Raw genomic sequence first — 26013 nt, forward strand, 5'->3', positions numbered from 1 at the left:
CGATCCCCGCATCGTCCCCTCGCCAGCCGCTTTCTCTTCGACCGGAGAGAAGCACGACCGCCAAGCCGGGCATAGCCTTTTTCAGCGGCCTGCTAGGTATCTGTCCCAATCTCCTCCAAACTGATCGTTGAAGATTGTTCCCGGCGCATGGACATGTGGCTCCCACCGTTGCCAACGCGAACCGGAACTGAAGGGGGAGGGGGGGTGGTATTCATGCCCGCATGGTAGCGCAGGCCAACGAGGTGAGAAAGATCGAAAATTAGAAAGCTCAATCAATGTTTCTCATTTTAATCGTCCTGCGCACGCCGTCTTCGCAAGATGATGAGAAACTCGATTCGCTCCCGCCTGTGGGCGTTTTGGAACTCTCTAAGACCGTTTGAAAGGCTCACCTTCGATCATGTTGCGCCTCAGTGTGACCGCGATTGTTCGCTGCTGGTCGTGAGAAGTCGCATCTCGAACGTGGGTAAGGACGTAGGTATGGATGAATCTGTCGGCCTAAGCGCCTGATACTACAGGAGAAATTAGATGAGGATGGCGGATGGGGTGGCTTTCGAAACGCTATCCGCCAGCGTTTTTTGTCGTCCGCCGGTGTCCGGTAATCCATTGATAAAAGCCAAACATTTTTCCGCTCACGTCCACGCTTATCCATTGTCATCCGCCTGCACCCGGCTCAGAATGTGGGGAAAATGTGGGGTAGGATTGGCAGGGAATCGAATTGCCGAAGCGAAACGGGAGGCACCCCGAAAAGGCCCTGACCGCGGTTTCGGTGCGAACCGCCAAACCCGGCCGGCATGCGGACGGCAACGGCCTCTATCTGGAGGTGGACCCGTCCGGCGCCCGGCGCTGGCTGCTCCGTCTGGTGATCCAGGGCAAGCGCCGCGACATCGGTCTCGGCTCCGCGACGCTGGTCACGTTGTCCGAAGCGCGCGATGTGGCCTACGGGATGCGCAAGGTGGCCCGCGCCGGAGGCGATCCCCTTGCCGACCGCCGCGCCGCCCGGCGTGTGGTCCCGACCTTCGAGGAAGCCGCCCGTTCCTGCCATGGCGAGCACAAGGACGGCTGGAAGAATGACAAGCATGCCGCGCAATGGCTCAGCACCTTGGAAACCTACGTCTTCCCGCTCCTGGGTCCATTGAAGATGGATGTGATCGGGACCCCGGAGGTCCGGGACGTGCTGTTGCCGATCTGGCTGGAGAAACCCGAGACGGCCCGCCGGGTGCGCCAACGGATCGGCACGGTGTTGGATTGGGCCGCGACCAAGGGTTACCGGGAAGGCGAGAACCCGGTGCGCTCCGTCACCAAGGGGCTGCCGAAGCAGAAGGACGACGCCGAGCACTTCACCGCTCTTCCCTATGGCGAGGTGCCCGCCTTCCTGTCCAGGCTCAGGGAAACCAACCAGACCGGCCCCGTGGTCAAGCTGGCGATGGAATTCCTCATACTGACCGCGGTGCGCTCCGGCGAGTTGCGCAACGCCCGCTGGTCCGAGATCGATGTCGAGGCCAAGCTCTGGACGATCCCCGGCCCCCGCATGAAGGCCGGCAAGCCCCATGTGGTGCCGCTGGCCCCGCGGGCTGTCGCCATACTGAAGGCGGCCCGCGGGCTGGCACGGAAGCCGGATGATCCTGATGCGCTGGTGTTCGAAGGCAGCAAGGCGGGCAAGCCGATGTCCGACATGACCCTGACCATGCTGTTGCGTCGCCTGGAGATGAAGGCGACCGCGCACGGCTTCCGCTCGTCCTTTCGCGACTGGTGTGCCGAAGCGACCAACTTCCCGCGGGAGGTGGCCGAAGCCGCGCTCGCTCATGCGCTCGAAAGCAAGGTGGAGGCCGCCTATCGCCGCTCCGACCTGTTGGAGAAGCGCCGCAAGATGATGGAGGCATGGGCACGGCACTGTGAGTCGGCCGGAGGCAAAGTGACGCCACGCACCAAAGCCGGCGGCCGGTGAACATGCAGACAACGCCCATTTTTCGGGGTTACCGGGGTTACTGAGGTTACCGCGTTGATTTTGCAGGGGTGATTCCGGTAACCCCGGTCTGTAACCTCGGGGTTACCGGGGTTACCTGCCCGGTTCGGCCAGCGCCGGGCACGTTCACCGCGTGCGTAGCGAGGGCGCCGCGCCTGGAGTTGCCAGCCGGCACGAAATCCGAACTCCCTCACAGTCGAGAAAGCGCAAAGAAAATCGGAAAACAGGGCTCCGCTTGAACGGACTGCCCTTCAGTCCTCGCGAGGAGCATCCGTATAGTCGCCCGGTGACGACGGCCACCCCAGCGGCGGGAGCTTCGGTGATGCTTGAGGGATCGTGCGGAGTTGGTGCGCCAAAGCGCCATGACACCTCACTCTCTCGGTCGGCAACGGCGGAAGGCTCCGTGCTCAAGGCAGGCAAGGGCGCGATGAAGACGACATGCAAGAACTGCATGGCTCAAGAGGGGGTGGAGGGGGATAGGGGGTCAAGAATTCTGAAGAAGAGCCGGGGGACCGACATGGGGGATACTGCGCGCACACGCTTCGAATTGGCTAATTTTTGGCGAGCGATGCGTTTTCCGCATGCCATGCTTGGATCGCATAGGTAATGCGGGGGCGGAAGCCGGAGGCGCGTCAAGCGGAAGGAGGGGTGTCGAAAGTCCCGTCTCCGCCGGCTTGGCTCTCGAAAGAAACCAAGTTTGAATGGCGCCGTGTTGTTCCTTGGATTATTGGCGGATGGCCCTTCCCGAAGCCTTAATTGACTTCTTTAGTACCGATACGACCCCGCCAGAAGAACGCACTTTGTGAATGAATACTACGGGATCACGGCCTGGAGTGTCCAGCCGAAACCAGCCCGCATAGGGCGTTCCCTGGGTGATTTCAGGCCATTTTCCACGATCCACGACAAGGATACCGAAGCATGGATGGGGCTATCATCACCACCGATCAGCGGGCCATGGGCACGATTCCCTGGGGCCGGCGACACGGTGTCCGTGGCGCGGATCGCCGGTTGGTGGAAACGCTGCCGCTCGGCTGCGGCGCCCTCGCTTCGGCGCTGGTGCGGGCTCGGGATGCGCTGTGCGCCTCCCTTCTGGCGCGCGGGGTTACGCTGGTGCTGTCCGAATCCTGGGACGAGCTGCAACGCCTGAACCTGTGCCACCGCGCCGGATGGTTCCCGCTGTTGCCGCGCCCGGCTTCGGCGCCGGCCTTCTGGATCGGGGCCATCGATGACGAGGGGGCCGTCGTGGCGACCCATGGCGTCGTCATGCTCGATTGCCACGGCACCAGCTTCGGCGCGCGGGTGGCGGACCTGTCGGCGTTCCACGATGCCGAGACCGCTCCAGCGGAGGAATGGTGCTTCGTTGCCAGCGAAGCAGCTTACGACACGCGCGGGGCCGTGGCCTGGATCGTCGCCGGATGGACGCGGCCGGACTGGCGGGGCCGGGGCCTGTTCCATGATCTCGGGGCCATGGCGCGGCTGGTCGCCCTGGCCACCGGGAATCTCCGGTGGGTGGTCGGACTGGTCGATCCGGAGACGGTGCCGGTGTGGCGGGGACGGGCCGCCGGGTGGAAGGAGCTGGAGCCCCGCCCCGGTGTGCTCTACCACCAAGCCGGCGTCGGGCGGCTGCCGTTGCATGTCATGCGATGGAGCCGGGCGGCGGTGCTGCTGGATCTGACCAAATAGGGGTATAAGAGGCTGACCGAAACCTCGCTTGGGCTGAACAATTTCAATGACTTTGGCCTAGCGAAGCAAGGTTTTGACCCGCACTCCAAAACAGGCGCACGAAGCGCCCTTTCACATTGTCCAACTGAAGAAGGTAACCCTGCCATCCGGCGCGCTTAGCTGCAGACGACAGCGGCTTTCTAGGAACAAACATGGCATCCTCCTGCAAGTCTTTTGATAGGAAATAAATTGAAAAATCCGATCTATCCTTCAGAGAAAGGACTAAATACAGAGAAAAGTATATGGCTGCTTCCATTCTCTCGCGCTGAGGCTCCCAAGCGGCGCCCAGAATTTGCCGAGGAATAGTGTTCACGTCCACAACGGTGCATGTCTTAACTTGAGACAGATAGCCGCAGAAATCGCAGATCAAATCCGCGCACTTGAAGTTTGGCGGCAGAAGCTTCATCGTCTTTGACCGTTTGCACGACGGACAAAAGCATAATTCGCTGACTTTTTTCTCTCCCCAATCCCCTAACGACTGCTTTTCCGTTCTCGCCACAATAGGCACCCTCTGCAATCATCAATATTATGGTGAAGATGCACGGGCAACGGACACGTTGACAAGAGAATCTTCTCGGCTGCTTCCGGGGATCAAATCACGTTGGGTTCGTCTGAGCATGGATCAAAACCTCTACTGACTGCAGGTCCACCAAAGGGCTTGATGCGTCAGAATGAGGTTTTGATCCGTGCTATTGTTCAATGCGGAGCCTTCACATCGATGCAGGCCAGCACGGCACGCCGCCCGCCGTCCGACCAGCCGAACAGGGCCTGCACATAATCGAAGGGCCGCCCGAGCCCGGCGACGGCGAAGCGGTTGAACAGCGCCTCCCCGCCGGCCATGGCCTCGATGTACTCCGCCCCGACCCGGCGGGCGAACTCGGTGTGCGGGTCCCGGTCCACCGGCTGGTCGAGGACGGAGCGCGCCCATCCGCGGCCGAGAACCCCGACCGTGGGTGCGCCGATGTAGCAGAACCGGAGCGGGGCCGCCGGCCCTTCGGAGGCGAGGAAGGTGCACCGGCTCAACAGGCCGCTGCCCTTCAGGAACCGGAACACGGCGGGGGTTAGGGTCCGTTGCCGCCGGCACTCCGCCACGATCTGCTGTTGCCAATCCGCGGCGTTGCGCATGGTCAGGCGCCGGGTGTCGATGACGACTTCCGCCGGTCGCCGGGTGCCCTGGTCGGGGAAATGGAAGACGGGCATCACGCGGCCTCCCGATGATAGGCGTCAACCATGGCGGCGAACATCGTGCGGACCTGCTCCGGACGGCACCCGCCTGCAGCGGCGCCGGCCTGCACCATGGCTTCGGTGGGGGTGTCGGGGATTGCCAGGGACGTCGGCGCCTCCGTCCGGAACGCCGCGATGGTTTCCGCAAAAGCGTCGGTCTCCGGTGCCGTGGGTGTGACGAATGGTCCAGCGGCGACCGTGGCGCCTTCGAGGTGTGCAATGAGCCGCCACAGCGCCACGAGGTCCCCGGCCGAATTCAGCACCGCCGGCATCGGCCCGCCGAAACAGGACGGAGTGACCGCGGCATCTTCCGCCAGCCCGATCAGGTGCAGCCTCAGCCGTACCGCGACGCCGGCCAGGGTGATCGGCATGGTCGCCTCGATCTCGTCCCGGAGGGCGTCCACCGCGAGCCAGGACGGTTCGTAGTCCTCATCGGTCAGCCCGTCAGGAAGCGCCTCGTAAGCACTCACCGCGGCGGTGTAGCGCTCCCACAGCGTCAAGAGGCGGGCGTCGGGGTGCTGGCCGTTGAGTGCCGTTGCGGTCGGCGCCGATGGGCAGGGAGCCCACCACCACAGCCGCCGCAGATCGCGGGCCAGCGTCCACAGCACGCGGCTCGCAACGTCGTCTTCGACATCCTCCGGCATCGGGCCTTCGAGCGCGTCGGGGCTCCGGCCAAGGACGAGCTGCACGACGGCCATTGCCTTCACCGCGGCGCCCTGCGGTGTCCGGGCCGGGACGGTCTCGATGGTGGCTTCCGCTTGCGAGGATGCGGTGACGGCGGCTTGCCGCTCCGGGCCGTCCGGCATGGTGTCCGGCCGGCACCAGAGGTCCCATGCCGCCAGCAGTTCCGCGTCGGGTTGGGTGCAACTCTGCACCGGCCCGGCCAGGACGGCGGAGAGGAACGCGGCGGCCCGAAGCAAGGCGCCGAACAGCGCCTCAGCGGTCGAGCCTTCCGCGTGCACGTCACAGAACGGCAGGGTGGAAGACGGATGGCTGGCGATCCGCAGCACCGCCAAGGCATCGCTGATGGTTTGCGGCGCCGTGGCGGAGACGGCGAGCGCGATCGTGTTCCATTCATCCACCAACCGGTCGGCGCTCTCCTCGTCCTCATCCGGAAGGGTGAGGTGTTCCGCATAGTTTGCGGCGATCCGGTCGGCGGCCTGGGGGAAGGTCATCCCGAGTGACGGGAGAATGGTGCTGTCGGTCCCAGCCGCCGCGATCCCGGACGGCACCCCCGCAAGCACCGCATGGATGCGCCGGACTGTGGCGGCGTCCGTCTCGTCGGCGCTTTCGCCAACCGCCATCCCGGTATCCGGATCGGCCAGCAATTCGAGCTGTGCCAGAGCGTCGGCGGGGGTCCTGGGTTCGGCCTTCAGCACCGCTTCCGTGATGCGGATTGCATCGGCGGCGATCTTGTCCGATTCGGTGTCGTCCGCCTCCGTGGCCTCATGCCACCGCCGCCGGATCGAGGTGACGGCATCCGTGAAGGTCATGCCGAGTGCGGGGATGGTGCTGCTCCCCTCCGTGGCCTGGACGGTGGCCCGCAGTTCGGACAGGTAGGCGTGCAGCCCTTCCGCCAGGGCCAGAGCCGCAGCTTCCGGGACTGCATGTGCGGTGACGTCCTGCCGCGCCAGATTCAGATATTGGCCGGCGGCAGCTACGGCGTCGGCAAGGCTGCGGACCGGGACGGCACGCACGCGCTTGGTGAGGGTGTGGTCCTGGTCCATCCAGAGCGCAATGCGCTGGTCCGCGCTCAGCGACGGGTCCGCTTCGGTTGCACGATAGTCGTTTTCCCATTCGGACAGCGCGTCGGACAGCGGCGCCGTGGTGCCGAGCAGCAGGGCGCGCAGCGACGGTAAGGCGGGCTGCCCGGAGGCGTCACGTTCAGCCATGACGCACCTCCGCCGACACGAACAGGTTGGACAGCACCGCGAGCGGAACGCGCCATAAAGGCAAGGGTGTGGTATTCTCGGAATCAGCCATGATCCGTAGCTCCATGCAGCTCGATTGTGGTCAGGCCGGATCGGGTGGTCGCAACACTCGGTTCGGCCGCCGGCATTGCTGCCGTGATTGAAATTCAATCACGATGATGGCCTTGCGTCAAGGATGCCGTGATTGTAATTTGATCACGCTATGACACCAGCCCAATGCCGCATGGCGCGTGCCGCCCTAGAATGGAATGCCTCTCAGCTCGCGGCGTCAGCCGGAGTTGGAGTTGCTACCGTCAACCGCTTTGAGCGTGGGGGCGTAGTCACCACAGAGGAAACCGTTACCAAGCTCCGCGTCGCCCTAGAAGGGGCCGGCGTCGAGTTCATCCCCGAAGGCCTCTACCAGGGCGATGGGGGGGCGGGGGCACGGCTGCGAGCGAACAGCCAAGCGGGATGACTGGTCGGTGTCGTCGCTTACTTAACGACGCTAAAAGCATGTTTCTGGAGCGGGTCGAACATACCAAAGGTTACTGGACGCCAACAACAACTAAAGAGACAATATAATGAATACCTCAAAGAAGTTAGATGAAATCCAAGATGGAAACGGGGAGTTATTCCATTATACTAGCGGTGGCGGCCTCAAAGGCATACTAAAAGACAAGACGATGTGGGCGACGCAGTACGAATATCTAAACGATTCTACTGAGATGACACATCTTGGTGACTTACTGCATAGGCTTTTAAAAGAGCGCGCCCGCACGTTCGTGAATAACCGAAAAATTTCTAACTCTCAATTACGCGCTGAAATTAGCCGTCGCGGCGGATTGAATAAATACTTGGATGCCATGTGCTCCGATTTTTTGAAAGGCCTTAATGAAGCCATTTTCAAAAAGGTTTCCACGCCTTATGTTACTTCTTTCTGTAAGCACGACAGTAAATATGAAAGCACGAACGGGCTTTTGAGTCAGTGGCGCGGCTACGGTGGCGCTGGGTATGCTATAGTATTTGACAGAAAAAGCGTAGAAGACGCGGTAATAGCTGAAGCCAATTTATTTGCATACCAAGCGATTTCTGCCGGATCAGCAATTTATAATGCAGAAGAAAAAATATCGGCAGGAGACTATGACTCTCTTGTTGACAAGATATTTTACTCAATGAAATGCGCAATCTCAGAAGATACAGAAGGATTCAAGACAGTGGTTGAGGATTACGCTATTTCATCTTCATTTATTAAGCACCAGGGATTTAGAGAAGAAAACGAGTTAAGGATTATCGCTTCCCCTTTAACAGAATACGTACTTGAGGCTTTTCAGCTAGATCAGCCTCATTTTTTCCCAGAATTGCCGTTTAAGAAAATTCTAAAGCGAGAACACCCCCGAACTGCGATCCCCATTCCATACATTGAACTATTTTCCGGAATAAAAGATAAGATAAAAGTTAATAGGATCATCGTTGGCCCTGGGCCAGATTTAGACGATAGATTTGAGTTCGCAAGAAATCTGGTAGACTCCCAAGTGTTAATCACAAAATCTCAGACACCCTTTATCGGATAGACGCTAAAATTCTTCACCATATTGCCCCTACGCTCTACCGAAGCTTGACATATCGATAGAGGGTAACAGGGTGCCTGGTCGAAACCCAGCACCAGAGGGGCGGACACCGCCCCTCCCCGGCCGGCTGGCGAGCTGGGCGGCGATCAGCATGTTGAGGGGCAGCAGCTCCAGGCCGGCGGGTGAGTGCCCCGATGGGATCGGGGTGCTGCGCTGGCATCCCTCGTGAGTCGCTTCAAGTCGCCTGCACGGCGTCGCCGCCTTCCCAGTCAAGGACTGGGAAGGCGGCCCCAACCAGTCCCTTACTCACCGAAGCCAATCAGTTAGATCGCTTGTCCTTCAGGCTCTATGGGCGCGGCTTCTAGAAGGATGTCAGTCCGAAACAGCGTCTTGACCAACGCCTCAAGTTGCGGGGTAATCCGACCCGGGTCGCAGAAATGGGTACGGCAGTGAAATGTGTCCGAAAAGTGAGCATCCAATCCAGCCGCATCCTCCATGCGTTTTGGCATCTTTGCGAGGGTATTGCCATCTGCCAAATCGATAATTGTTTTGTTCTTTTTATGATCCTCAGGCAACCCATCCAACTCCACCCATACCGAATATGGGATGCCGTAAGCATTTAAAAGCTTCTGGAATTTTGGAATCTGCTCCTTATTATCACAACTTACAACTGTCCAACCGATTTCTTCTGGAAACTCCTCAAACAGACCGAGCTTGCGTCCAGTTGCCACAATTGCAATTTCGTCCTGCTCGCCCTCGACTAAAATAACTTCACGGGCGAAAAACATCGAATTATGCTGTAACTTGAAGGAATTAAGCAGTTTGAAACCCTGTTTTTCTTCCTGGCTCCCTAATACCCCCGCATCACATTGGTGAATTTGCGTGCCTACAGAGGCGGTTGGTTTGCGAACAATGGCAACGCCTTCGTAGCACCCAATGTCAATCATCGCAGGGGAATGTGTCGTATAGACCACTTGATGATTTTTTGAGAAACCACAGAGAACCCGCCAAATTAATCTCTGAGACTGAGGATGTATATAAAGTTCTGGCTCCTCTATACCGAGCAAAATTGGCCTATCTGAATTTCCTCCATCTTCACCAGAACGAGACTTAGAAATCAGCATTTTAAGTAGTCCAAATACAACACTTCTCTGCAAGCCGTGCCCTTTGTCCAATACATCGGTTAGGACACCATCATGCACGCGAAGCGAGACGCCTCGACTAAATAGTTCCCGAGATTGCTCCATTTCGACAGACAAACGAACACTACTTACGCTCGGCATTAAGTCCGCAATATTTTCAGTCAATGCCGTCTCAACAGTCTGCAAAACCGCGAGCCTGCCACCATCCTCAGCAGCATTAAAAAGATCGTTCAGCTTTCTGACAGCTTCATCAATTTCACCGTAGCGCGGATCAGAAGTAAGCATCCGCTCTGATAGTTCTGCCATCAGTCGCCGGAATACAGTGCTTGAGGATCTTCGATCAATCTCGTCCGCATAGTCAGTTATTGCTGGCAACAAGAAAAATTCAGGCAAAAACCGAAGAAGATTTTGCTGGATTCCCATTGCCTTGCCATCAGACAACACAGGCTCATCAAATTCAATGTCCTTATTATGTGTTACAATATATGAAATAGCGGCCTCATAGCTTTTTTTATCAATCTTTCCATTCGAGTTTTTTGCTATATCGAAAATCCCAACCTCGTGAGCAATCTCCTCCCACTTCGGTTTAGAGCCTTTCATCTCTATAATCTTATCAATAGATAGCCACCAATTCTTTGGCTCAGCCATATATCCGCGGTAACTGACTTCAAGTTTCCATTTATCAGCCTTGTCATCTCGGACGAGCGTCAGCTCTTTCTTAACGGTAAGACGATCTCCAACAAGGTACCTCCGCAACTCCTTTCGCTCACGGTCTGTAAGGCCTGCAAACGAAGCTTCTATTTCAATGGGTAACTTTGGATCTCGAACATCCTCGAGCTTTACGCCGCCAGCCCCCACCGACAAGAAGCAGGCTATTGCTCGCAGTATGTTCGACTTTCCAGCGTTATTTTCCCCAACGAATGCCTGGAGTCGCTCAACTTTCACCTCTCCTGAGTCATCTATGGAGCGATAGTTCTTCACGGATATTGATGCTAAAAACATACGCAATCCCCCCTTGATAGAAGCCAATGACGCTACGTCCTTTTAAGGGGGATATGAAGAATGAAAATACCCCTATTTAGAGGTATCAATTCATCATCACAACCCAGAGGTGAGGTTCATTAATTTTAGGATGTCATAATGAAGGGAACAGCATCAGTGCATTGCCAGCAGGATCACACAACCGTGGCACTCACGCCGCCCAACCGCATGGTAACAGCGCTGGTCACGGCGGCCACCATCGCCCCATCAATCCCCCTCCGGCCTCTCGTCGGTGCTGTAGCTGGGGCCGGTGTCGCCGGCCAGGATGCGACCCACAGCCATAGCCGGCTGTGCGGTGTGCAGCCGCTACATTGAAGATTCGCAACGTGCTGCGCTTGAATCGCCACATGTGACGAAATACGATTGGAAAGAGGAGGACGGGGGCTGCACCCCCCCGCCCTCCGGGCCCGATCTTAGCTCAGAAGGTCAAGCAACCGCTTGATGATCTCCAGAGCGAGGATCAGGAGGATGAAACACTCTTTCATCCTGTCCTCTCCAGTGTGTGAGCGGCGGGGCGGTGACCAGTTCACCGCCCGTCCGCACCCTAAGCCGACCCTCCCTAAGCCAGTTCGGGCATCACCAGCCGTCAGGACAGCCCGATTCAATACCGGGGCGGCACAGCGGCTCGTTCAGCCTTGGGCAGCTCCAATAATCTCACGACGCTGAGAAAACCGGTACAAAACAAAGTGACCCGATCGTTCCGAAATGCGGCACGATCGTTCCGCTTGATCTTGGTTTGTACTGGAATCCTTGATTCGGTGACGTCGCTGCACTGCATGCCCAACCATGGAGCGCGCCGGTCGGGCACGAAGCGCCGGCTGGACAGTGACATCCGGTACGTTCTCAGTGCCGTCCTGGGCAGGGCCGGCAAGCTCGCGGGCGTGACGATGGCCTGTGATCGAGGTGCAGGGTGTCCGCCGTGAGTCCGTCACGGATCGCGAACGGATTCGTGACGGATCACACCGCCGTCCGTAACGGTGCGGCACCCGTTCCATCGGCCGTGGCGACGGATCGGTAACGGCCCTTGACCGGGTTCGCCGGACGATCAACAGGTTGCGCCTCAGCTCGGGGAAGTGGCGGCGATTGGCTTTCCCCGTCGCCATAGCCGGCGGCTGCGGGAGGGGGCTCCATAGTGCGGACACCCTGGCTGCGAGCCGATGGGGGCAAGGAAGGCTGCGAGCGGAATCGAGTGGGGACCGTGGCGGGAAATCCCGCAACAGAGCAGAATCAAGTGCCTCACTTTTGAGGGAGTTGCGCCGGCTCCTGACTTTTCAGGAGCCGACTCCCAACCCAAGGGAGGCTGCCACGCCGGCAAAACAGGCCACTCCCTGTGGGAGACGCAAAGGTACCGCCGCTTCGCACCGCCCGAAGGTTTCAGCGTCCAGCTATTCGGAAATCCCGAAGATCACCGCGCATCCGCTCCGGTGAATTGCCTACGGTGCCCCCGGCCGCGTGCACCTCCATGTGAGCTTTGCGCATGCCCTCAACTCCTGCCCCAGCGCCCCGTGCAGCGCTTGGAGCTGGTGCTGAACTTGGACGAGATGCAGCGCGAGGAGATGTCCGAGGACGTGCGCCAGAATCTGTAGGAGTGCGTCAACGGTTTGGCCGTCGAGGCTAGCCGCCAAGCTGCGGTCCTGGCTGTGCGCCGAACTGCGGTCCTGGCTGCGCGACAAGCTGTGCGCCAAGAGACGAGCCAAGCTGCGCGACAAGTGACAGGGGAAATCAGCAGCGCCAAAGACCACGAAACTCAATTTTTAGTGCGTAAATCGCGATTCGCGGATAAAAGGCCGGCGATTGAATGCCAGAACCCCGAAAATTTCAAGTTCCCTGATTTCCGAAATACATAATCTAATTTGCGGCACGCACCGTATTTACTCACAAAGAAGCCTGTGCGTAGCGTTGTGGCGGGCACCAACGGATGCCAACGGACGCTAATGGAGATACGCACATGGCTGTTGAGAAGATCGGCTATTCCGTCGAGGAGACCGTTGTCGCGTCGTCGGTCGGACGCTCGCTGATCTATGAGGAAATCCGCGCCGGCAAGCTGCGCGCCACCAAGATCGGCCGGCGCACCGTCATCCTGGCCGATGACCTGAAGGCCTGGTTGCAGGCGCGGGCGAGCGGTGAGGCCACCTGATGAACGCCCCGACCATCGCCAAAGCCCTGGGGCTGAGCCGCACCGGCACCTCCTACTCAGGGCGCTGCCCATGCTGCGACTACCGCACCGGCTTCACCGTGGAAGACGACCGCGGGCGCGTCCTGGTCCGGTGCCATGCCGGTGGCTGTTCCCAAGACGATGTGATCGCCACCTTGAAGGCGGCGGGACTGTGGCCGGGGGAGCTGGACCGGAATTGGACCCCGCCGCCGCGGCGGGACGCCAGCGACGACAACGAGCGTCCCGAACGGATGCAGCGCGCCGCCGCGGATCTCTGGCGGAAGTCGATCCCCGGTGCCGGGACCCTGACCGAAACCTATCTGCGCGGCCGGGAAATTTTGCTTCCGGTCCCGCCGACGCTGCGCTACCGGGCGAGCTGCCTGCACTCCAACACCGGCTTGGCGCTGCCGGCGATGATCGCCGCCGTCACGGTCTATCCCAGCTCCACGGTGACCGCGGTTCACCGCACCTATCTGAGCGAGGCCGGCGGCAAGGCCCCGGTCCCCGACGCCAAGAAGACCCTGGGGCCGAAGTCGGGCGGTGCCATCCGCCTCGCCGCCGCCGGGCCGGTGCTGATCGTTGGCGAAGGCATCGAGACCGTGCTTTCAGCGATGCAGGCCGCCGGGCTGCCCGGCTGGTCCGCTCTGGACGCCGGCAACCTCCGCAACCTGATCCTGCCCCCGGTGGCGGAGGTGTCCGAGGTGATCATCTGCGCCGACAACGACGCCAACGGCATCGGGCAGGCTGCCGCGGAAGCCGCCGCCACCCGCTGGCATGGGGAAGGCCGGCGGGTTCGGATCGCGCTGCCGCCGGAACCCGACACCGATTTCAACGACCTGTTGCGCTCGACCGATCCGGCCGGAAAGGCGGCATGACCGTGACCAGCCCCGCGAAAATCATCGAGGCGGCGGCGGTGTTCGTCCCGCCGGAGAAGGAGCCGCCGCCGGTCGTGGTGACCGGCTTTCGGCTTCGACCGCATGGCCTGTTCTATTGCGACGCCGATCCCGACAAGGAGGACCTTCATCTGTCCGGCCCCTTCGAAGTGGTCGCCGAAACCCGCGACGCCACGGGCGGAAGCTGGGGGGTGCTGTTGCGGTGGAAGGATCATGACGGCCGCGAGCATGAATGGGCGATGCCCCGTGCGCTCCTGGCCGGCGACGGCACCGACTACCGCCGCGTCCTGCTGGATGGCGGCTTGTCCGTCGCTCCCGGCCGCAGGGCGCGCGAACTGCTGACCAGCTATCTTGCGGGGGTGCGGGTCACGGCCCGCGCGACCTGCGTTGATCGAACCGGCTGGCATGGCCGCGTCTACGTCTCGCCCGGACGGTCCTTTGGCGACACCGAGGGAGAACGGGTGCTGCTGCAGGCCGCCGGGACCGCTTCGGACACCAAGCCGCGCGGCACGCTGGATGGGTGGCGCAAAGAGGTTGCCGCGCTGGCCGTGGGCAACACCCGTCTCGCCTTCGCCCTGTCCGCCGCCTTCGCCGGACCGTTGCTCTACCTGCTCAATGCCGAATCGGGAGGGGTTCATTTTCGGGGACCGTCCTCGATCGGGAAATCCTGCGCGCTTCATGTGGCGGCATCCGCCTGGGGCTGCCCCGTTCACAACTGGCGCGCCACCGACAACGCGGCCGAAGCGCTGGCCCGCGGCGCCAACGACGCGCTGCTCTGCCTGGATGAACTGGGGCAGGCTGACGGCCGGGCCGCCGACGCCATGGGCTACATGCTCTCCAATGGCACCGGCAAAGCGCGCATGAACAAGGACACCAGCGCCCGGCCGGTGACCACATGGCGGGTGCTGTTCCTTTCGACGGGTGAGATCGGCTTGGCGGAGAAGGCGGCCGAAGCCGGCCGGAAGACCAAGGCCGGGCAGGAGGTCCGTGTCCTCGATATCCCCGCCGATGCCGGCGCCGGCCTGGGGACCTTCGAAGCCCTGCACGGATCGGTGGACGGCGATGCCTTCGCCCGGCGCGTCCGGCTGGCAACGGAGACGCACCGGGGGCACGCCGCGGACGCCTTTCTCGAAGCCATCACGGCGGCCGATCTGGACGAACTGGCGGGCGCCGTGCGGGCCGGGTGCGAGCGGTGGAAGGCTGCCCATCTGCCGGCCGGTGCGGATGGACAGGTGCAGCGGGCCGCCGGCCGCTTCGCCCTGATCGCCGCCGCCGGGGAGCTGGCCGCCACCATGGGGGTTCTGCCCTGGCCGGAAGGGGAGGCCATCAAAAGCGCGGCGGTGTGTTTCGACGCATGGATCGGTGCGCGTGGCGGCAAGGGGCCGGCGGAGGTGGCTCACGGCAAAGCGCAAGTCCGTGCCTTCTTGGAAGCGCATGGCTTGAGCCGCTTCGAACCGGCCTGGGAACGGGACGGCAGCGGCAATCACCTTGATCTGCGGATCGCCAACCGCGTCGGGTTCCGCCGTCGAGACAGTGACGGCAATTGGGAGTATTTCGCGCTCCCCGAAGGCTTCAAGGAGATGTGCCAGGGCTTCAACAGCAAGACGCTGGCCGCCGCCATGATCGACGCCGGGATGCTGCTGCCCGCCGCCGGCAAGTCACAGAAGCCGGTCAGGGTTCCCGGCAACGGCACCATGAAGCTCTATCATTTTCCCGCCGCAGCTCTGTCCGATGGGGGCGACGATGCGTGACCTGTTCGCCAAATGGGCGGTGCCTCACGCCGATGGCACCGAAGTAACCCCGGTAACCCCGCCATTTTCAGCCGGGGTTACCGGTCACGACGCGGCGAACCCCGCGGAAATCAAGGGCTCCGGAGGTCAGGTAACCCCGGTAACCCCGGTAACCCCGAAAAACGGTCATGATCTGCATGCACGCGGCGACCGCGCCGGAGTGGTCGCGGACCTTGGCATCCGGGCGGACTATGAGCGGCGGCGCCTGACCTACCGTCACGGCGGCATGCCAGCCGGGGACGCCGACCGCCGGGCCTATGGTCACGCTCAACTCGACTGGCACCAGCGCCACGGCAAGAAGCCGGTCCCCGGCCGCTGCGCCGGGTGCGGTGCCGGGCTGCAGGATCGGCGCATCATCGTCCTGGCTGACGGGGCCGCAGTTCATGATCTCGCCTGCCTTCGGGGTTACGGTGCCCGTTGGCGTGATGCTGCCGAGGCGGGGTTACGCGCTGAGGGGGTTACACGCCCCGAGGGGTGGCGACACGGCGCGGGCTGACTCGCCACCCTCTCAGCGGCCTGCCAGCGGGCGGGGATAGAGGACGGTGCGGGCCGTGTCCCGGCGCGTCCACCGGTCGGTGCCGGTCACCGGGGGCAACGGGTCCTTCCGGGGGCAAATGCCCGGGGGTAGCTCCGGCCCCGCGACCTCGCTAGGTGACAACCTCTGTAGGGGGTTCCGGTTCCGGCCCGAATGGGATAAGTGTCCTATGGTCGGCGCCTTCACCGGTCATCGTCATCCGCCACCCGTTCTGGGGGGTGGACCTTCTGAGGGCAGGCGGCTCACCACGGCGACGGAAGCCCCACGGTCGGACTGCCGGCTCCTGAAAAGTCAGTCGCCCGGCGCCAGGGAAAGAGCGGCACGGTGCTGCGGGTTTCATGTGCTGACCAAGGCGTTGATTCGGTCCCCTTGGGTTGACCGAGACACCCGGCTTCAATCGCGTCGAGAGAGCCAGAGCCGAGACGGCACCGGCTGGTCGGAAGAGGTTGGTGACGCCCGATTCAGCGAGCAAGAACGGTGGGCCATCGGGGGACTCTTTCAGCATGCCAGCGCATGCCGTTTGTCCATCTCCGTCCGCCGCCATCCGAAAAATAATGTGGGGAGAAATGATGGGGGAGGGAGGCTGTGAGCCAAATAAATATAATGATATCAATGGCTTGACGGAAAATAGTGGCGGATGGGGTGGGATTCGAACCCACGGTGGGGTTGCCCCCACGCCAGTTTTCAAGACTGGAGCCTTAAACCACTCGGCCACCCATCCGATCAGCGATTTCCGCTTCGCTGTGTGGGGTTCGGGGCCGTTGGTCCCCAAACACGCCACCAACCCCGTGTGCGCGTGCACTCGGGATCAACGGACGGCGCGAACATGCCCCGGAGCGCTTCTGCGGTCAACTCGCTTTTGAGTCCCACCATACAGGGGGCCACAGCCCCCGATGCCGGACGGTCGGAACCGTCATGGGCTGCAGCGCTCACGCTGGCGCGAGCCTCCTCCGTCAGGTGCCGGTCACGCGCGGCGCCAACCGCACATCGCCATGCCAAGCGAACACACCCTTCGGCGTCGTGGAAGGCCGCCCCGCCAGCCGGATTGCCGGTCTCCGGCATTTGCCGCGAAAGGTCCGGAGCGCGATTAGTTCGCCCAACGCACAAAAGAGCTTGCCAGGCATTTCGCATCTGGTATACGGTATCTCACATCCCATCGCGCTTCGGAAACGAAGTGCAAAACCAACGGCGCGGGCGTGTTTTGAAGAAAACATGACGGTGCCGGAAAGTTTCGGGTCCGGTGTCGGAGCGAGTGCTTCATGAGTGCAACAGTCGATTTCGCACAGCTGGTCATGGCCGCCGGGGACGCGATCGTCGTGTCCGACGCGCAAGGCGCCATTACTCTGTGGAATCCGGCGGCCGAGCGGATGTTCGGCTTCGCGGAGGGCGAAGCGCTGGGGCAGTCGCTCGACATCATCATTCCGGAACGCCAGCGCCAGCGCCATTGGGACGGCTACGCCAACACCATGCGCACGGGCCAGACGCGCTACGGCAGCGATGTGCTGCGCGTCCCGGCCCTGCACAAGGACGGGCACGCCCTGTCCATCGCCTTCACGGTCGCCTTGCTGACCGCGCCGGATGGCTCGGTGACCGGAATCGTCGCCATCATCCGCGACGAGAGCAGCCGCTGGGCCGAGGAGCGCAAGCTCCGCCGACGCCTGTCGGAGTTGGAGTCCGCAAGCCAGTAACCCGCAACCCATCCCGCCAGTTTGTCCGTGTTGTCCAGAGCTCAACAACGGCATCGCAATAAGTGAGAGGGAGTAAACGAGCCATGAGCAAGCCGCTCGAAGGGATCAAGATCATCGACTTCACCCACGTTCAGGCCGGCCCCGCCTGCACGCAGCTCCTCGCCTGGTACGGCGCGGACGTCATCAAGGTGGAGCGGCCGGGTTCCGGTGACGTCACCCGCAACCAGCTCCGTGACATTCCCGAAGCGGACGCGCTCTACTTCACGATGCTGAACAGCAACAAGCGCTCGCTGACGCTGGACACCAAGACCCCGGCGGGCAAGGAAATCCTTGAGAAGCTGATCAAGGAGTCCGACGTCCTCGTGGAGAACTTCGGTCCGGGCGCGCTCGACCGCATGGGCTTCACCTGGGAGCGCATCAACGAACTGAACCCGGGCATGATCGTCGCCTCGGTGAAGGGCTTCAGCGATGGCCACCATTACGAAGACCTGAAGGTCTATGAGAACGTCGCCCAGTGCGCCGGCGGCGCCGCGTCGACCACCGGTTTCTGGGATGGCCCGCCGACCGTCAGCGCCGCCGCGCTGGGCGACAGCAACACCGGCATGCACCTCGCCATCGGCATCCTGACCGCCCTCATGGGCCGTTCGAAGACCGGCAAGGGCCAGAAGGTCGCCGTGTCGATGCAGGACTCGGTCATCAACCTCTGCCGCGTCAAGCTGCGTGACCAGCAGCGTCTTGACCGCGTCGGCTACCTGGAGGAATACCCGCAGTACCCGCACGGCGAGTTCTCCGACGTGGTTCCGCGCGGTGGCAACGCCGGCGGCGGCGGTCAGCCGGGCTGGGTCCTGAAGTGCAAGGGCGCCGAGACCGATCCGAACGCCTACATCTACTTCACCATCCAGGGCCATGCCTGGGCGCCGATTTGTAAGGCTCTCGGCAAGCCGGAGTGGATCGACGATCCGGCCTACAACACCGCCCAGGCGCGTCAGGACAAGATCTTCGACATCTTCGCCTTCATCGAGGGCTGGCTGGCCGACAAGACGAAGTACGAGGCGGTCGACATCCTGCGCAAGTTCGATATCCCGTGCGCCCCGGTGCTGACCATGAAGGAAATCGCCGAGTGCCCGTCGCTCCGCAAGAGCGGCACGATCGTCGAGGTCGATCACAAGGCCCGCGGCAAGTACCTGACGGTCGGCAGCCCGATCAAGTTCTCGGACATGACCGTCGAAGTGACCGGTTCGCCGCTCCTCGGCGAGCACTCCGACGAGGTTCTGGCCAGCCTCGGCTACACCCCGCAGCAGATCGCCGAGCTGCACGCCAACAAGGTTGTCTGATCGCTTCCCGACAGTCTGACGGCACACCTCGCGAAGACGGCGCCCCCAAAAGGGGCGCCGTTCCTTTTTATGCGTACGGCCCCCTGTTCTTTCCAGGGCCCGCTCTCTCCAGGCAGAGGGGGCGCTTTCAGCGCAGCCACTCCCTCACTTCACGGATGCGCTGGTTGCCCTCCAGCGTACGGGCGTAGGCCTTCCCGTACTGGGTCTCGTATTCGCGCACGAAGCCCTGGCGCAGCAGCCCGTCCAGCACCGGGCGGACGATGGCCGGCTTCAGGTTCGCGGCCTTGGTGATCGTCAGGAACGAGGCCGGCAGAGCCGTCACCTCCGGCCCCGGCGTGGCGCGCAGGGTGTTGAGCGAAGTCCAGTCGACGGAGGTTGGTGAAATCATCGGCTACCCTCGATGCGGCGCGCTGTTGACTCTCTCTCGATACGACCTCAACTTCACTTGAGGTCAAGAGGTTCCGAACCCCAGGGGAGGCCCGGCGATGGCGATTCTCGATCCCGCCGACATCGACAAGGACCTTTCCGTGGGCGAGGTCGCGGAACGCTCTGGTGTGGCAGTGTCCACCATCCACTTCTACGAATCAAAGGGCCTGATCACGAGCTGGCGGAGCAGCGGCAACCAGCGCCGCTTCCCCCGCGACGTGCTCCGGCGCATCGCCGTCATCAAGGTCGCCCAGCGCCTGGGTGTTCCCCTGGCCACCATCGCGGAGGCGCTGAAGACCCTGCCCGACGGCCGCACCCCCACCGCAGAGGACTGGAAACGCTTGTCCGCGGCCTGGAAAGCGGACCTGGACGAGCGCATCGCCGTGCTCACCAAGCTGCGCGACGGGCTGGAGGGGTGCATCGGCTGTGGCTGCCTGTCGCTCGGCGAATGCCCGCTGCGCAACCCCTGGGACGAGCTGTCGGAGGACGGTCCCGGCCCGCGCCTGCTTGATCCGCGGCGATGACCGCGCTGTTTTGCCGCACTGCAGCACAGCCTCCCCGTCCGGCGCCGTCTCGGCAATAAAAAGGCCGTGCTGTTTCCAGCACGGCCAGTATCCGAGAGGCTCGCATATAATGCGGAGCAACAACCCGCCCGATACAAAGGGTGAAGAACCCTGTGTAAGAAGAATAATGCACGAGTCTTCTCCGGGACGCAACAAGGAATCGTAAGTTTCCACATTGCGGAAACAAAGCATTTTGGCAAAAAAAGACCGCGCCGTTGCGGGCGCGGTCAGTTTCTTCAGGGCAGCACTACGTGACAGGAAGGAAAACCGGGGTAACAGCCGCCTCGACCCAATCCGAAGGATTTGCGGATCGGGGCGGATCGCGCCTCCCGGCCGGCGCGAATTCGAATTCCGTAAGGGTGTTCCGGATCAGGCCCAGGGATCAGGCCAAAAGATCAGGTGGGGAAGCGCCCGCCGATCTCGGCGGTGACCGCCGCGGCGGTGCGCTTGACCATCTCGCCGAAGGCCACGACGCGGGCGTCGTCCAGGCGCCGGTTGGTGCTCGACAGCGACAGGGCGCCGATGACGCGGGCCTGCTCGTCGTAGATCGCCGCGGCGACGCAGTGCAGGCCGCTGACCCGCTCCTCCTGGTCCACGGCGTAGCCGCGGTCGCGCGTCAGGATCAGCTCCCGGTGCAGCGCCGGGATCGACGACACGGTGGTCCGGGTGAACTGGCGCATGCCGCGCTGGGTCACGATGCTCTGGACCCGCGTGTCGGGCATGCCGGCGAGCAGCGCCTTGCCAACCGCGGAACAGTGCAGCAGCGTGCGGTCGGTGACGGGCAGCGCCGCCTGGGCGACGCGCGGACCGCCGACGCGGTGCAGATAGATGGCTTCGCCGTTCTCCTCGATGGCCAGATTGACGACCTCGCTGGTCTCCTCCATCAGCCGGCGCATCCGCGGACGGGCGACGTCGAGCAGGCTGCGCGTCTTCAGGAAGCCGGTGCCGGTCATGTAGGCCTGCACCCCGACCGCCCAGCCGCGCTTGCCCTGGTCGAAGCGCACGTAACGCTCCTCCTGCAGGGTGGTCAGCAGTCGGTGCGCCGTGGAGGGCGAGAGATGCGCCGCTTCGGCCACCGCGGTCAGGCTCATCGGGCTGTCCGACTGGCCGAGGATGGTCATGATGCTCAGCGCCCGCGACAGCGACTGAACGAGATTGCCCTTCGCCGCACGGTCTACGGTTTCCGCGCGGCCTTCGGCCCGCGGGGCCGGGGGTGCCATCATCAGCGCTTGCGTCTTCATCGTCCCATCCCTCTCGAAATCGTCCGGCGCTGTTGCATCGCGCCGTTGTCGTCCTCGGGTGTGACGGCCCCCGGACCTCCCCTTGCGGGGAGCGGGGGCCGCCGGTTGGCTATGCCGCCGGCTCGATGCGGGCCGCGGCGAACTTGAACTCGGGAATCTTCCCGTAGGGGTCCAGCTTCGGGTTGGTCAGCACGTTGGCCGCCGCCTCGGCGTAGCAGAAGGGCACGAACACCAGCCCGGACGGGACGTTGTAGTCCGACCGCGCCTTCAGCTCGATGGTGCCGCGCCGGGTGGTGACCTTCATGCGGTCGCCGCCCTTGGCCCCCAACCGCCGCAGGTCCGCCGGGCTCATGTAGGCCACCGCCTCCGGCTCCAGATCGTCCAGAACCTGGGCGCGCCGGGTCATCGACCCGGTGTGCCAATGCTCCAGCTGGCGCCCGGTGGTCAGGACCATCGGGAACTCGGCGTCCGGCTCCTCGGCCGGCGGGATCACGTCGGCGGGGACCAGACGCCCACGGCCGGTGGCCGTGGGGAAGCCGTCGCCGAACACGATCTCCTGGCCCGGATCGTCCGCGGACAGGCTGGGGTAGGTCACCGAGCGCTCGCGCTCCAGCCGCTCCCAGGTGATGTTGTCGAGCGACGGCATCGCTCCCTTCATCTCCCGGAACACGTCGCGCGGATGCTCGTAATTCCAGTCCAGACCCAGGCCGCGGGCCATGGCGTTGACGATCCACAGGTCCTGCCGGGCCTCGCCCGGAGGCGGCAGGGCCTGCCGGCCGAGCTGGACCTGGCGGTTGGTGTTGGTCACCGTGCCGGTCTTCTCCGGCCAGGCCGAGGCGGGCAGAACCACGTCGGCGTATTTGGCCGTCTCGGTCAGGAACAGGTCCTGCACCACCAGATGGTCGAGCTTGGCGAGCGCGTCGCGGGCGTGCTCCACGTCCGGGTCGGACATGGCCGGGTTCTCACCCATCACGTACATGCCGTTCAGCGAGCCGGCGTGGATCGCGTCCATGATCTCGACGACGGTCAGGCCGCGCTTGGAGTCCAGCTTGGTGTCCCAGAAATCCTCGTAGAAGGCGTGGACCTCGGGATCGTCCACCGGGCGGTAGTCCGGGAACATCATCGGGATCAGGCCGGCGTCGGAGGCGCCCTGGACGTTGTTCTGGCCGCGCAGCGGGTGCAGGCCGGTGCCGGGGCGCCCGATCTGGCCGGTGACCAGCGACAGGGCGATCAGGCAGCGCACGTTGTCGGTGCCGTGGGTGTGCTGCGACACGCCCATGCCCCAGAAGATGATCGAGCCCTTGGAGGTGGCGTAGAGGCGCGCGACCTCGCGGAGCTGCTCCGCCGGGATACCGCAGACCGGCTCCATGGCCTCCGGGGTGAAGCTGGCGATGTGGGCGCGCAGCTCCTCGAAGTCCTGGGTGTGCTCGGCCACATACTGCGCGTCGTACAGCCCCTCGCTGATGATGACGTTCAGCATGGCGTTTAGCATGGGCACGTCGCGGCCCGGCTTGAACTGGAGCATGTGGCTGGCGTGGCGCTTCAGCACCTGGCCGCGCGGGTCCATGATGACCAGCTTGGCGCCGCGCTTGGCCGCGTTCTTGAAGAAGGTCGCGGCGACCGGGTGGTTCTCCGTCGGGTTGGAGCCGATGACGACGATCACCTCGGCGTCCTTGGCCGCCATGAAGGGAGCCGTCACAGCGCCCGACCCGATGCCCTCGATCAGCGCCGCCACCGAGGAGGCGTGGCACAGGCGGGTGCAATGGTCGACGTTGTTGGTGCCGAAGCCGACGCGCACCAGCTTCTGGAACAGGTAGGCTTCCTCGTTGGAGCCCTTGGCCGAACCGAAGCCGGCGAGCGCCGAACCGCCCCGCTCGTCGCGGATCTTGCGCAGGCCGGCGGTGGCGACCTCCAAGGCCTCCTCCCAGCTCGCCTCGCGGAAGTGGGTCAGCGGGTTGAGCGGGTCGATGTCCACGTCGTGCTTGGACACGCCCTCCTTGCGGATCAGCGGCTTGGTCAGGCGGTGCGGGTGGTGGATGTAATCGAAGCCGAAGCGGCCCTTCACGCACAGCCGGTTCTTGTTGGCGGGACCGTCGCGGCCCGTCACCGACAGCAGCTTCTCATCCTTGATGTTGTAGGTGAGCTGGCAGCCGACGCCGCAATAGGGGCAGACGCTGTCGACCTGGCGGTCCGGGGCGGCGGCGAAGACGCCGCTGTTCATGTCCACCTGGGTCTTCGGCATCAGCGCGCCGGTCGGGCAGGCCTGGACGCACTCGCCGCAGGCGACGCAGGTGCTGTCGCCCATCGGATCGGCGAAGTCGAAGACGATCGTCTCCTTGTGGCCGCGCAGCGCCATGCCGATGACGTCGTTGACCTGGACCTCACGGCAGGCGCGGACGCACAGGTTGCACTGGATGCAGGCGTCGAGCTGCACCGCCATGGCCGGGTGGCTGAAATCGGGCTTCGGCGCGCAGTCCCGGCTGGGGAAGCGGCTGTCCGAGACCTCCAGGCGGTCGGCCCAGCGCCAGAACTTGCTGTCCGGATCGTGGGCCTCCTCCCGCTTCGGCTGGTCGGCGACCAGCATCTCGATGACCATCTTGCGGGCGAACTTGGCGTTCTCGCTGGCCGAGCGGACGCGCATGCCCGGCGTCGGGTGGCGCACGCAGGAGGCCGACATGGCGCGCTCGCCGTCGATCTCGACCATGCAGGCCCGGCAGTTGCCGTCGGCGCGGTAGCCCGGCTCGTCGGCGTAGCAGAGATGCGGGATCTCGGTGCCCAGGCGGTTGGCGACCTGCCAGATGGTTTCGCCGGCGTGGGCTTCGACGAGCTCGTCGTCGAGGTGGAACAGGATGCGGTCGCTCATATCACCGGACCTCCCCGCGCAGATCGTCGCGGAAGTGCTTCAGCGCACTCTTGAGTGGGTTCATCGCGGCCTGACCCAGGCCGCAGATCGACGCCGTGCCCATCAGCCGGGCGAGCTCCGTCAGAAGCGGCTCGTCCCACACCGGCTGCTTGATGAGCGCCACCGCCTTCTCCGTTCCGACGCGGCAGGGCGTGCACTGGCCGCAGCTCTCGTCCTCGAAGAAGTCCAGCAGGTTGCGCACGACCTTGCGCATGTCGTCCTGGTCCGACAGCACGACCACCGCGGCGGAGCCGATGAAGCAGCCGTGCTGCTCCAGCGTGCCGAAGTCCAGCGGGATATCGTCCATGCTGGCGGGCAGGATGCCGCCCGACGCGCCGCCGGGCAGGTAGCCCTTGAGCGTGTGGCCGTCGGCCATGCCGCCGCAATACTCGTCGATCAGCTCGCGGATGGTGACGCCGGCGGGGGCCAGCTTCACGCCCGGGTCCTTCACATGGCCGGAGACGGAGTAGCTGCGCAGGCCCTTGCGGCCGTTGCGCCCGTGGCTGCCCCACCAGTCGGCGCCCTTCTCAAGGATGTCCCGGATCCAGAACAGCGTCTCCACGTTGTTGATGAGGGTCGGGCGGCCGAACAGGCCGACGACCGACGGGAAGGGCGGCTTGTGTCGCGGCAGGCCGCGCTTGCCCTCGATGCTCTCCAGCATCGCGGACTCCTCGCCGCAGATGTAGGCCCCGGCGCCGCGCCGCAGATGGATGCGGGTGTGCCCGGCGAGGCCGGCCTTTTCCACGGCGGCGATCTCGTGCTCCAGCACCTCGCGGATGTGCGGGTACTCGTCGCGCAGGTAGATGTAGACGTCGGTCGCCTCGACCACCCAGGCGCCGATCAGCATCCCCTCCAGGAAGCGGTGCGGATCGTTCTCCAGATAGAAGCGGTCCTTGAAGGTGCCCGGCTCGCCCTCGTCCCCGTTCACCGCCATCAGGCGGGGGCCGGGCTCATGGCGGACGAAGCGCCACTTGCGGCCGGTCGGGAAGCCGGCGCCGCCGAGGCCGCGCAGGTTGGCGCCCTCCAGCTTGCCGAGGATGTCGTCCACCGGGACGTTGCCCGTCAGACAGTCGGCGAGCAGGCGGTAGCCGCCCTCCGCCTTGTACTGTTCCAGGCTGACATAAGTGGGGAGCTGCGGGTGCGTCTCGCCGTTCTTCACGGCGGTGACCACGCTCTCGACCGTGGCGTTCTCGTGCAGGGCGTGGCCGATGGCCACCGCCGGGGCGTTGTGGCAGGCGCCCATGCAGGGAGCGCGCACCACCCGGACGTCCGGCCCCATGTCGGCGGCCTTCAGCTCGTCGAGCAGCTTCTCGCCGCCGGCCATGCAGCAGGACAGGCTGTCGCAGACCCGGACGGTCACGGGCGGAGGGGCGTCCTCCCCGTCCATCACGATGTCGAAGTGGGCGTAGAAGGACGCCACCTCGTACACCTCCACCAGGGCCAGCCGCATCTCGTGGGCGAGCGCCGCGAGATGGCGGGCGTGCAGCCCGTGATAGGTGTCCTGCAACAGGTGCAGATGCTCGATCAGCAGGTCCCGCTGCCGGGACCGGTCACCGAGAAGCTCCTGCACCTCCGCCAGGGCCGCCGGATCGACCTGCCGGCCCTTCGGCTGGGGCCGGGTGTTCCGGCGCCCCGAACCGGGATGGATGGCGCGCCTTTTGTTGTCGTCTTTGGCGACGATGGCCGTGTCCATGTCCGCCCTCCCCTCTCGTCTCAGGCTGATTTTTCGTAACGTTGGGATGTCGTGCCGTCGTTTGGAACCGCCCCCCGATTTTTCCGGGGGGCTTTATTTTTTATGATTCAGGAAGGCGTTACTGCTTGGGACCCTTGCGGACGGCGCTGGTGGGGTTGAGGCTGCCGATGTTGCCGCTCTCCGACCCGGCGTTGGGGTCGATCACCGCGTTGATCAGCGTCGG

At 63.5% G+C, this 26013-nt stretch carries 19 protein-coding genes and 1 tRNA gene; 10 read left to right on the plus strand and 10 right to left on the minus strand.

All coding sequences use genetic code 11. The features are described from left to right. Positions 1-715 precede the first annotated feature (715 nt). Together FBZ83_RS30780 and FBZ83_RS30785 are read left to right on the plus strand one after the other, a co-directional pair. Positions 716-1945, plus strand: coding sequence for a tyrosine-type recombinase/integrase (locus FBZ83_RS30780; RefSeq protein ID WP_145691012.1), 1230 nt, complete (start codon positions 716-718; stop codon positions 1943-1945). 936 nt (positions 1946-2881) lie between these two features. Then, the gene (locus FBZ83_RS30785; RefSeq protein ID WP_145691014.1) at positions 2882-3646 is read left to right on the plus strand and encodes a hypothetical protein; all 765 of its coding nucleotides are present in this window, start codon (positions 2882-2884) and stop codon (positions 3644-3646) included. Between the two features lie 43 nt (positions 3647-3689). Here the strand turns inward: FBZ83_RS30785 and FBZ83_RS30790 are convergent, their stop codons facing one another. The 3 genes from FBZ83_RS30790 to FBZ83_RS30800 form a co-directional block, all read right to left on the minus strand. Then, on the minus strand, positions 3690-4193 hold the full coding sequence (locus FBZ83_RS30790) for a DpnI domain-containing protein (RefSeq protein ID WP_348982525.1): 504 nt from the start codon (positions 4191-4193) through the stop codon (positions 3690-3692). A gap of 188 nt (positions 4194-4381) precedes the next feature. Beyond that, complete coding sequence (locus FBZ83_RS30795; protein WP_145691023.1) at positions 4382-4885, minus strand: hypothetical protein; 504 nt, start codon at positions 4883-4885, stop codon at positions 4382-4384. Next, positions 4885-6801: a hypothetical protein gene (locus FBZ83_RS30800; protein ID WP_145691029.1), complete on the minus strand. Its 1917-nt coding sequence runs from the start codon at positions 6799-6801 to the stop codon at positions 4885-4887. The genes FBZ83_RS30795 and FBZ83_RS30800 overlap by 1 nt, the downstream gene beginning before the upstream one ends. 262 nt (positions 6802-7063) lie before the next feature. On the opposite strand from FBZ83_RS30800, the gene FBZ83_RS30805 reads away from it, so the two are divergent. Both FBZ83_RS30805 and FBZ83_RS30810 read left to right on the plus strand, forming a co-directional pair. After that, complete coding sequence (locus FBZ83_RS30805) at positions 7064-7294, plus strand: helix-turn-helix domain-containing protein (RefSeq protein ID WP_211101721.1); 231 nt, start codon at positions 7064-7066, stop codon at positions 7292-7294. 106 nt (positions 7295-7400) lie between these two features. After that, positions 7401-8390, plus strand: coding sequence for a DUF2971 domain-containing protein (locus FBZ83_RS30810; protein ID WP_145691034.1), 990 nt, complete (start codon positions 7401-7403; stop codon positions 8388-8390). Between the two features lie 320 nt (positions 8391-8710). On the opposite strand, the gene FBZ83_RS30815 is transcribed toward FBZ83_RS30810, so the two are convergent. Then, entirely contained in the window at positions 8711-10558 is a 1848-nt protein-coding gene (locus FBZ83_RS30815; RefSeq protein WP_145691036.1) for an AAA family ATPase, read from the minus strand. Positions 10559-12518: 1960 nt separating this feature from the next. Between FBZ83_RS30815 and FBZ83_RS30820 the strand changes: the two genes are divergently transcribed. The 3 genes from FBZ83_RS30820 to FBZ83_RS30830 are packed head-to-tail and all read left to right on the plus strand — an operon-like array spanning position 12519 to position 15369. Then, the gene (locus tag FBZ83_RS30820; RefSeq protein WP_145691039.1) at positions 12519-12707 is read left to right on the plus strand and encodes a helix-turn-helix domain-containing protein; all 189 of its coding nucleotides are present in this window, start codon (positions 12519-12521) and stop codon (positions 12705-12707) included. Beyond that, positions 12707-13600, plus strand: coding sequence for a DUF7146 domain-containing protein (locus tag FBZ83_RS30825; RefSeq protein ID WP_145691046.1), 894 nt, complete (start codon positions 12707-12709; stop codon positions 13598-13600). The genes FBZ83_RS30820 and FBZ83_RS30825 overlap by 1 nt, the downstream gene beginning before the upstream one ends. Before the next feature lie 38 nt (positions 13601-13638). Beyond that, complete coding sequence (locus tag FBZ83_RS30830) at positions 13639-15369, plus strand: DUF927 domain-containing protein (RefSeq protein WP_186466240.1); 1731 nt, start codon at positions 13639-13641, stop codon at positions 15367-15369. A 67-nt stretch (positions 15370-15436) separates the two neighbouring features. Here the strand turns inward: FBZ83_RS30830 and FBZ83_RS30835 are convergent, their stop codons facing one another. Continuing rightward, entirely contained in the window at positions 15437-15793 is a 357-nt protein-coding gene (locus tag FBZ83_RS30835; protein WP_145691062.1) for a hypothetical protein, read from the minus strand. Positions 15794-16574: 781 nt separating this feature from the next. Beyond that, positions 16575-16664: transfer RNA gene (locus FBZ83_RS30840), tRNA-Ser, on the minus strand. Positions 16665-17202: 538 nt separating this feature from the next. Between FBZ83_RS30840 and FBZ83_RS30845 the strand changes: the two genes are divergently transcribed. Beyond that, on the plus strand, positions 17203-17631 hold the full coding sequence (locus tag FBZ83_RS30845; protein WP_040138264.1) for a PAS domain-containing protein: 429 nt from the start codon (positions 17203-17205) through the stop codon (positions 17629-17631). 83 nt (positions 17632-17714) lie between these two features. Beyond that, positions 17715-18965, plus strand: coding sequence for a formyl-CoA transferase (frc, locus tag FBZ83_RS30850; protein ID WP_040138265.1), 1251 nt, complete (start codon positions 17715-17717; stop codon positions 18963-18965). Between the two features lie 127 nt (positions 18966-19092). Here the strand turns inward: frc and FBZ83_RS30855 are convergent, their stop codons facing one another. Next, positions 19093-19353 carry a hypothetical protein gene (locus tag FBZ83_RS30855; RefSeq protein ID WP_145678108.1) on the minus strand — a complete coding sequence of 87 codons (261 nt, stop codon included), beginning with the start codon at positions 19351-19353 and terminating at the stop codon, positions 19093-19095. 97 nt (positions 19354-19450) lie between these two features. Between FBZ83_RS30855 and soxR the strand changes: the two genes are divergently transcribed. Continuing rightward, on the plus strand, positions 19451-19915 hold the full coding sequence (gene soxR / locus FBZ83_RS30860) for a redox-sensitive transcriptional activator SoxR (protein ID WP_145691069.1): 465 nt from the start codon (positions 19451-19453) through the stop codon (positions 19913-19915). A gap of 434 nt (positions 19916-20349) precedes the next feature. Here soxR and FBZ83_RS30870 read toward each other — a convergent pair whose 3' ends face one another. The 3 genes from FBZ83_RS30870 to FBZ83_RS30880 all read right to left on the minus strand — a co-directional run bounded on the left by FBZ83_RS30870 (position 20350) and on the right by FBZ83_RS30880 (position 25790). Further along, a complete protein-coding gene (locus tag FBZ83_RS30870; protein WP_051140212.1) occupies positions 20350-21195 on the minus strand; it encodes an IclR family transcriptional regulator in 846 nt (281 codons plus the stop codon). 109 nt (positions 21196-21304) lie between these two features. Further along, the gene (gene fdhF / locus FBZ83_RS30875) at positions 21305-24058 is read right to left on the minus strand and encodes a formate dehydrogenase subunit alpha (RefSeq protein ID WP_145691076.1); all 2754 of its coding nucleotides are present in this window, start codon (positions 24056-24058) and stop codon (positions 21305-21307) included. A 1-nt stretch (position 24059) separates the two neighbouring features. Next, positions 24060-25790 (minus strand): NAD(P)H-dependent oxidoreductase subunit E, encoded by a 1731-nt coding sequence (locus FBZ83_RS30880; RefSeq protein WP_145691085.1) that lies wholly within the window; start codon positions 25788-25790, stop codon positions 24060-24062. Positions 25791-26013 lie beyond the last annotated feature (223 nt).

Origin of the sequence: Azospirillum brasilense (genome assembly GCF_007827815.1) — a bacterium.
GTDB lineage: Bacteria > Pseudomonadota > Alphaproteobacteria > Azospirillales > Azospirillaceae > Azospirillum > Azospirillum brasilense_C.

Coding starts and splice junctions, on each gene's coding strand:
- frc (WP_040138265.1), top strand. CDS start 17,715: ATGAGCAAGCCGCTCGAAGGGATCAAGATCATCGACTTCACCCACGTT.
- FBZ83_RS30845 (WP_040138264.1), top strand. CDS start 17,203: ATGAGTGCAACAGTCGATTTCGCACAGCTGGTCATGGCCGCCGGGGAC.
- FBZ83_RS30805 (WP_211101721.1), top strand. CDS start 7,064: ATGGCGCGTGCCGCCCTAGAATGGAATGCCTCTCAGCTCGCGGCGTCA.
- FBZ83_RS30835 (WP_145691062.1), bottom strand. CDS start 15,793: ATGAACTGCGGCCCCGTCAGCCAGGACGATGATGCGCCGATCCTGCAG.
- soxR (WP_145691069.1), top strand. CDS start 19,451: ATGGCGATTCTCGATCCCGCCGACATCGACAAGGACCTTTCCGTGGGC.
- FBZ83_RS30880 (WP_145691085.1), bottom strand. CDS start 25,790: ATGGACACGGCCATCGTCGCCAAAGACGACAACAAAAGGCGCGCCATC.
- FBZ83_RS30825 (WP_145691046.1), top strand. CDS start 12,707: ATGAACGCCCCGACCATCGCCAAAGCCCTGGGGCTGAGCCGCACCGGC.
- FBZ83_RS30855 (WP_145678108.1), bottom strand. CDS start 19,353: ATGATTTCACCAACCTCCGTCGACTGGACTTCGCTCAACACCCTGCGC.
- FBZ83_RS30795 (WP_145691023.1), bottom strand. CDS start 4,885: ATGCCCGTCTTCCATTTCCCCGACCAGGGCACCCGGCGACCGGCGGAA.
- fdhF (WP_145691076.1), bottom strand. CDS start 24,058: ATGAGCGACCGCATCCTGTTCCACCTCGACGACGAGCTCGTCGAAGCC.
- FBZ83_RS30800 (WP_145691029.1), bottom strand. CDS start 6,801: ATGGCTGAACGTGACGCCTCCGGGCAGCCCGCCTTACCGTCGCTGCGC.
- FBZ83_RS30820 (WP_145691039.1), top strand. CDS start 12,519: ATGGCTGTTGAGAAGATCGGCTATTCCGTCGAGGAGACCGTTGTCGCG.
- FBZ83_RS30810 (WP_145691034.1), top strand. CDS start 7,401: ATGAATACCTCAAAGAAGTTAGATGAAATCCAAGATGGAAACGGGGAG.
- FBZ83_RS30785 (WP_145691014.1), top strand. CDS start 2,882: ATGGATGGGGCTATCATCACCACCGATCAGCGGGCCATGGGCACGATT.
- FBZ83_RS30870 (WP_051140212.1), bottom strand. CDS start 21,195: ATGAAGACGCAAGCGCTGATGATGGCACCCCCGGCCCCGCGGGCCGAA.